A 531-nucleotide genomic window follows, 5' to 3' on the forward strand; every position below is an offset into this window, starting at 1 on the left:
GAATTGAATTGGCCCTTGGAGAAGAAGGCTGTCCAGACATATGGTACCCACAATTCCACCTCCACTATTATTCTGCAACATACTGAATCCATTTTACGATGCCCGGGCCACTGTTTGATAAAAAACCACTTTGAAAAATCTGCTCAACTGTAAACTCATCAGCAAAGCCATCCCATGGATCAAAGAGTTTAAGTCCTTTTTCTGTTCTGCTCAGTACCACTGAATGATAAGACCCATTTAATTTCTGATAGTTCCCAATGACACAACCGGAGCAATCCAAGAGATCAAAAAGAGATTGTCCATAAATCTGATAAAGGGAATGTTTATCATCATATTTTCCGAGCGTCCTTATCACAGGTGTTTCACTGTCTGGATCACCGGCGATTACATATTTAAGTGCTCGCTCCTTGCCAACGTCTCCCTCTGGTTTGTCACCAGATGGATTAAAAATTGGACTCCTTGCTGCTTTTACAATGTCATATTGCCAAGCATCTGCAAAAATATGTTCGCAAGACTTCCTAACGTAATCCC

The 531-nt window shown here is 41.2% G+C and carries 1 protein-coding gene; it reads right to left on the minus strand.

Annotated elements, in window-relative coordinates; translation table 11 throughout:
* Window positions 1–67: 67 nt before the first annotated feature.
* The coding region (locus RX395_RS09900; RefSeq protein WP_316367316.1) for a hypothetical protein at window positions 68–531 on the minus strand (464 nt) is incomplete at its 5' end.

It is taken from the genome of Collinsella aerofaciens (genome assembly GCF_032584215.1).
Classification (GTDB): domain Bacteria; phylum Actinomycetota; class Coriobacteriia; order Coriobacteriales; family Coriobacteriaceae; genus Collinsella.